Below are 6,504 nucleotides of genomic sequence, written 5' to 3'. Positions count from 1 at the left end.
AGCAAGCTCCCATTAGTCCGCTCGACTTGCATGTATTAGGCACGCCGCCAGCGTTCGTCCTGAGCCAGGATCAAACTCTCCATAAAATTGTTGAGTTTAAATAGCTCAATACTTGTTGCTGACTTTTTGAAAAAGTCTAAATTGACGAGATAAAACATGTTATCTCTTATTTTTCGCTTGGCTTTTGTTCAGTTTTCAAAGAACTCGCTTAGCACGTCTCTCAACGGCTAGAATATTATCTTAACATAATAAAATGTCGATTGCAACATCTTTTTATGTTTTCCTGTCGGCTGTTTTAGTGACAAAAAATAATATAACATGCCAATTAAAATGATACAACCTTTTTCACTGAAAATTAAATACCAATTCAGACCAACTACTTACCTTTACTAATTTGTCCTCATTCTTAAAAAAACGATGGTTCTTAATTAGTCTTCTTTCTATTATTAAAGACTACAAAGCAGTTCTTGTATTCTCCCTTCATCTATCAGCAAGTTCTATTAAAATAGACCTGTACAATTGTCAATTGGAACATTTCGGCAAACTAAGTCATGGAATGCTTGGATTGTTCTATTATATGCTTCAGTAGTTCCCCTTTTTAATAATAATAATTATCTCTACATATAGAGTAGAACGCGATCGGAAATATAGGATAACTGAAAAAACAAGACATTGATATAACTAAAAACTATATCGACATTCACTCAAACTATGAATACTATTAATGCGGAGTTTATTTAAAAACGTAATCCCCCAAAAACTTATATGACCAAAATGAAATTGAAACCCTTCCCTTCACCGTTACGTAAATCTACAAAGACCAATGAAATTACTTTAAAGGAGCGTTTATATGGGAAATATCCTTCTATTTTCATTAATTATTACTCTCGTCACACTATTGGTAACCTTACCTATTACCAAGATAAAAAGTGATGGGAAAAAGAAAAAGACTAACCAAACAACTCAAGCTGTTCTTACCATTATTTTAATCTTTCCGGTCACTTTGGTTTTTTACTACATTACAAATATAGATCGGAATTTATCTTCGCTATGGCCATTTTTTATTATTATTACGTTTATTGGTGCAGCTTTATCTAGTCGGTTTGAACGTAAAATTAAGTCAGGATTGTTTGGAGTCAGCATTTTAGTCGGCATCTACTTTCTAACAGCATTTGTGTTCAATGCTGATGAAAAATTCGAGCAAGCTCAAATGGAAGAGAAAATTGAAATTGCAGCATTTGATGAGACAGAAACACCAGCAAGCGTCCCCCCACAGTACGCTCGTAACAAAATGAAAAAATCCTTTGGTCAAGTTCCAAACACAAGTTATTATCAATTAGGTAATCTGCAAATTCAAAAAGTGAATGGGGAATATGTTTACATTGCTCCTGTTGAATTTTCTGGTCTCTTTAAATGGATGAAAGGTAAGGAAACGCCGGGATATTTCACGCTAAGTGCTACCGACTCCTCTGCCAACCCAAAATTTATTAAAGAGACAATGACATATACACCATCCTCTTATTTCAACAAAAACATGGAACGGCACATTCGTTTGAACTACCCAACGCTTATTTTTTATGGTGAGGTTCAACTAGAAATTAATGAAGAAGGAAAGCCTTACTATATTCGTACGTATGGCGATTTCATATCGGCACGTAATGGATTCACACCAAAGGGAATTGTCATAGTCGACCCTACTACAGGTGAGGCGAATAAATATCCTTTAGCAGAAATTCCTGAATTTGTTGATGGTGCGGTTTCACCTGAAGCAGTTAGTCTGCACAATAGCTACTATGGTAATTATATTCATGGCTTTTGGAATAGCCTGTTCGGAAAAGCAGATATTAAACTCCCTTCCGATGAAGGAACAGAAGCAAATGTAAGTCCAATTTTTGATGAGAACGGCAAGATGTATTATTTCACCGATTTTACAAGTCCTAAAGAAGGTGTCGACTCAATGCTCGGTTACTCTCTAACGAATGCACAAACAGGTGAGGCAACTTTTTATACTGGCAATCTCGAAAACTCCTATATGGACTCACAAGGTGCTCTTGAAATCATTGAAAAGAAATTCATCGAGAAAAAGTGGAATGGTGAAATGCCAATCCTGTACAACTTTTATGGAGAAGCTAGCTGGTTAGTACCCGTTCTTGACTCAAATGGCTTCTTACAAAATTATTTTATCGTCTCTGCTGCAAACCCTGAAATTTCCGCTTATGCACAAACACCAAATGCAGCATTAAAGAAATTTAAAACTTCCTTACAAAAAGGTGGCAGTAGTGTAGACGGTTCCTCAAACGCAGAGGAAAGCCAAGTTAACGGTACGATTACTAGGGTATACAAGGAAACATCCGAACCTTACACCATCGTCTCTTTCTTACTAAACAACGGACTCAATTTCATCGTATCTTCAGAGACAAACCCACTAGCTATCTACCTAAAAGAAGGAGATCGCGTTGACGTCAGCTACTTTGAAACAGGTGAACTCTTCTTACCAGTAAATACACTTGAGATCGAAGGACTACAATAGACTCAATCATTCCAGTGCGTTCCTACAGGGGCGCACTTTTTCTTTTCACCACTTTTTCATGAGATTCCAGAAAATCTTTCACGTGGAATTCTATTAAATTTACGTTATACTTAACTATTATTAAATTAAAAAATATCGATACTTTTCTTATAGGAGGATTCCAATTGAATTTCGTTGCAATAGACTTTGAAACTGCCAATACTAATCGTTCAAGCGTGTGTTCGATTGGATTAGTCGTTGTAAAAAACGGCCAGGTTGCACAAGAATATTATCAATTAATTAAACCAAATGATATGTACTTTGATCCTATCTGCGTGAGAATACACGGGATTAACCCTGAAGATGTCAAGGATGCTCCATCCTTTAACGATGTGTGGAGTGACATCTCTCATCTGCTTGAAGGGAATCTTGTCATTGCCCATAATGCCAGCTTTGATATGTCGGTTTTAAGATATTCACTCGATGAATGTCAGCTTGACTATCCTTCCTTTTCCTATAATTGTACTGTCAATGTTTCAAAGAAGACATGGAATGATCTACATAGTTATTCATTAAATGTCGTCGCTCAGCACCTGCAAATTGAATTTAAGCATCACCATGCTCTCGAGGATGCACAAGTGGCTGCACAAGTATATCTTCAAGCGTGCAAAGAAAATAATGTAACAAGTCACGAGGAATTAATTGAAAAGCTAGAAATTGGTCAAGGTACTATCTATGCCAACGGTTATACACCTGCACGTGCAAACAAAAAGAAAAGCAAACGTTCGCTAAAGACAGGGTAGTTAAAAATAGAAAAGGTTGGGACAAAAGTGATTTAACTAATAGAAAATCAGAACAATGGTGGTTGGCGGACATAAACCGCTCCAGAAATATACTTCGCTACGTGATTGCATTATTCGGTATTTTAGTTAGCACTTTAGTTATGTCCCCGCCTTTTCTTTCTAGCTATATATTTATATGAAGAAAATTAATAGCTGAGAGATAATCGCAACAAATATTAAGGCAAATGGATAGGCAGCAGCATAGGCAATAGCAGGATCTTCAGTATCTATCAATTGATTAACTGCTCCAAGACCCGGGGTGCTTGTAAGTCCACCGCAAAGAGCACCTAACGAATGAACCACACTTAGCCTAAAGAGCTTTCTCGCAATCAGGAATCCAGCAATAATTGGTACAATCGTAATGATTGCGCCACCAAAGATTAAGCTAATTCCGTTTTCTTGAACAACCTCAACAATACCACTACCCGCAGTGGTTCCCGCACCAGCAAGAAAGAGAACTAAGCCAATATCTCTAATTACCTGGTTGGAAGGTTGAAAGAAGCGTGCTTTAATTGGTCCTATTTTTCCGAAGTGACCAATAATTAACGCAATAAATAATGGACCACCAGCTACACCAAATGTAATAGTCCCTAAGCCTGGAAGGTAAATAGGAATCATTCCAAGAGCTATTCCCAAGAGTAAAATCAAACTCAATGAAAAAATATGAACATTCGTTACCGTTAACCTTTTACGGCTAAATAGTGCTTCAACCTCGTCTAAACGGTCCTCACTACTTACTAAAGTTAACACGTCTCCTCTTTCCATTGGCCAATTCGGGTTCTGATTGAATTCAAACCCACTCCTTTCAATTCGAGTTACTGTCACTCCATACAAACTTCGTAGGCTAAGTTCCTTCAAATTTTTACCGAGCATTTCCTCTGAATCAACGACAACCTTCCGAAGTTGAATATGATCCGCATTTTTGAAGTTGGTTTCCACCTCTTTACCTACATCGTGGCAAAATTCATCAAGATCATTTTGCATTCCTACCGCTACAAGGCGATCACCTTTTAAAATAACCGTGTCTTTTAAAGCGATGATATTTCGATCCCCTCTAATCACGCGACTAATTACGACAGAACGGTAACGTCCAAACCCAAGCTCGCTTAATGTTCGCTTATGAATCCACTCTTCTGTTACTTGAATTGTGACGACCTTAGGTGATTCTGCGTTACGCAATGGACCCTGTACTTTTTCAAGATCCTTAACTACGTCAACTCTAAGTATTCTAGGAAGGAGCTGCACGAAAAGGACAACCGCGACAACACCAAACGGATAAGCAATTCCATATCCAACAGAGGCTAACGGGTCATTAGTTGCCTGCAATGCTGCAGCCAGCCCAGGTGTACTAGTCAGAGCTCCTGTCATCAAGCCAATACTTAACGCAGTTGAAAAACCAAACAGCTTTGCAATTATGATTGTCGTCAATGCTGCAATTAAGACAATCGATAAACCAATCAAACCAAAAATAATCCCACTTGAACGCATCATCCTAAAAAACCTAGGACCAGCTTGTAACCCAACAGCTACGATAAATAAACTAAGTCCTAAATGCTGAACAATGGGTGAAACCTGATAATCAAAATGTCCAAAGATCATAGCAACTAATAAAACACCAGATGAACCTAGACTTAGGCCTTTTACCTTTGCTTGCCCTAGTGCAGATCCTAAAAACAAAATAACAAAAAGTAATATTAAAGGTTCTTTTATATATTCTATAACAGTGTCCAAGATCCACTCCTCCATTTCTCTCTTTATTCACTTTATTATCGTTGATTATCTTATCAGATACAATCGATTGCTCATCATTTCACAAATAATACATGATCATTTTCTAAACCTAGTTAAATATTATATAGTAGTAATAGGTGAAAATAGACTAAGCCTCTTTTGTTATAAATTATTAAAAATATTACTTATGGAGCTGTTGCCATGAAGCCATTTTCGAATCTTCGAGACTATAATAGTACTTTTATTACTTTTTTACTTTTTTGGTCAGGTTTGGTTATTTTAATTAGTATGTATATTGCTATATCAATTCCCGATGCCTTTTCTTCAACATACCAAATATCAACCACACAAACGGCCTGGATATCTAGTTCATTTTCGCTTGCGTATGCACTTGGATGCTTTTTTTTCGGTCCAGTTTCTGACCGTTACGGTCGAAGAGTATTCTTAGTTTCCAGTATAATTGGTCTTACAATACTCACAATCATTACTGGATTCGTTACCAACTACATAGCACTTTTGGTTTTGCGACTAGCTCAAGGGTTTGTCGCCGCGGCGTTTGTCCCTATTTCACTTGTGTATGCAGGGGAAATTCTTCCGACTAAAAAAAGAGTAACAGCAATTGGATTTATTCTATCAGGACTTCTAATGTCGAGTATCATCGGTCAAGTATTTAGTGGATTTATTTATCAGATTACCGGTCTCCATGCTATTTATTTTGTACTCGGTGCTATTTATTTGTTTACAGCAATTTTAGTTGTTTTTTATTTACCAAAGGAACCAACTCAACACTCACAGGAAAGTCTTCGAGAGCGTTTTATTATGATGAAAGATGTACTAATAAGAAAACAAGTTCTCCTTTGTTTTTCCATTTCATTTATGCTCCTCTTCTCGATCGTGGGCGTCTATACTTTATTAGGTAACTACCTTAGCTCAGCTCCTTTTGGGCTATCGACTGAGCATATCCTTTTGATACGGGCTGCTGGAATTTTCGGTATGTTACTTGCCCCTTTCACGGGTAAGATCTCGGAATTACTCGGGACTTTTGTTGTCTTGCGTGGTGGATTGATTATTGCGTCTATAAGTCTTTTTATACTAAGTATGAGTGATACTATTACAGTCATTACTCTAATGAGCATCATTTTTGTTGCTGGGATTGCACTCGTGATGCCAGTTATTATTACTACTTTAAGTCTATTTGTCCCAAATGCTAAAGGAAGTGCGATATCATTTAATGCCTTTATTTTATTTCTCGGTGTTAGTGCTGGACCAATCCTTGCTAATACACTAATTAATATGAACTTAAATCATTTTGCTTTTATCGTTTTTGCAGGGATTTTATTCATTGGGGTACTTTTGTCATCTTTGATTACTATGAAAGCAGCCGTTCCAAGAAAGGATATGTCCAAAGCAGTTAACGAATGA

General features: G+C 37.0%; 4 protein-coding genes and 1 rRNA gene. 3 read left to right on the top strand and 2 right to left on the bottom strand.

The window, feature by feature from the left end; genetic code table 11:
- Positions 1-86, bottom strand: a 16S ribosomal RNA gene (locus J7W16_RS21265); the annotation flags it as partial.
- 764 nt (positions 87-850) lie between these two features.
- Here J7W16_RS21265 and J7W16_RS21260 point away from each other — a divergent pair.
- Both J7W16_RS21260 and J7W16_RS21255 read left to right on the top strand, forming a co-directional pair.
- The gene (locus tag J7W16_RS21260) at positions 851-2,530 is read left to right on the top strand and encodes a hypothetical protein (RefSeq protein ID WP_210599449.1); all 1,680 of its coding nucleotides are present in this window, start codon (positions 851-853) and stop codon (positions 2,528-2,530) included.
- A 164-nt stretch (positions 2,531-2,694) separates the two neighbouring features.
- Positions 2,695-3,312: a 3'-5' exonuclease gene (locus tag J7W16_RS21255; RefSeq protein ID WP_210599448.1), complete on the top strand. Its 618-nt coding sequence runs from the start codon at positions 2,695-2,697 to the stop codon at positions 3,310-3,312.
- Positions 3,313-3,483: 171 nt separating this feature from the next.
- Here J7W16_RS21255 and J7W16_RS21250 read toward each other — a convergent pair whose 3' ends face one another.
- On the bottom strand, positions 3,484-5,082 hold the full coding sequence (locus J7W16_RS21250) for an aspartate:alanine exchanger family transporter (protein WP_246880145.1): 1,599 nt from the start codon (positions 5,080-5,082) through the stop codon (positions 3,484-3,486).
- 201 nt (positions 5,083-5,283) lie between these two features.
- Between J7W16_RS21250 and J7W16_RS21245 the strand changes: the two genes are divergently transcribed.
- On the top strand, positions 5,284-6,504 hold the full coding sequence (locus J7W16_RS21245; protein WP_210599447.1) for an MFS transporter: 1,221 nt from the start codon (positions 5,284-5,286) through the stop codon (positions 6,502-6,504).

It is taken from the genome of Halalkalibacter suaedae (assembly GCF_017939705.1).
In the GTDB taxonomy this organism is placed as follows: domain Bacteria; phylum Bacillota; class Bacilli; order Bacillales; family Bacillaceae_D; genus Halalkalibacter; species Halalkalibacter suaedae.
The sequence above is the reverse complement of the archived record's forward strand: the minus strand, read 5'-3'. Positions and strand labels throughout refer to the sequence as shown.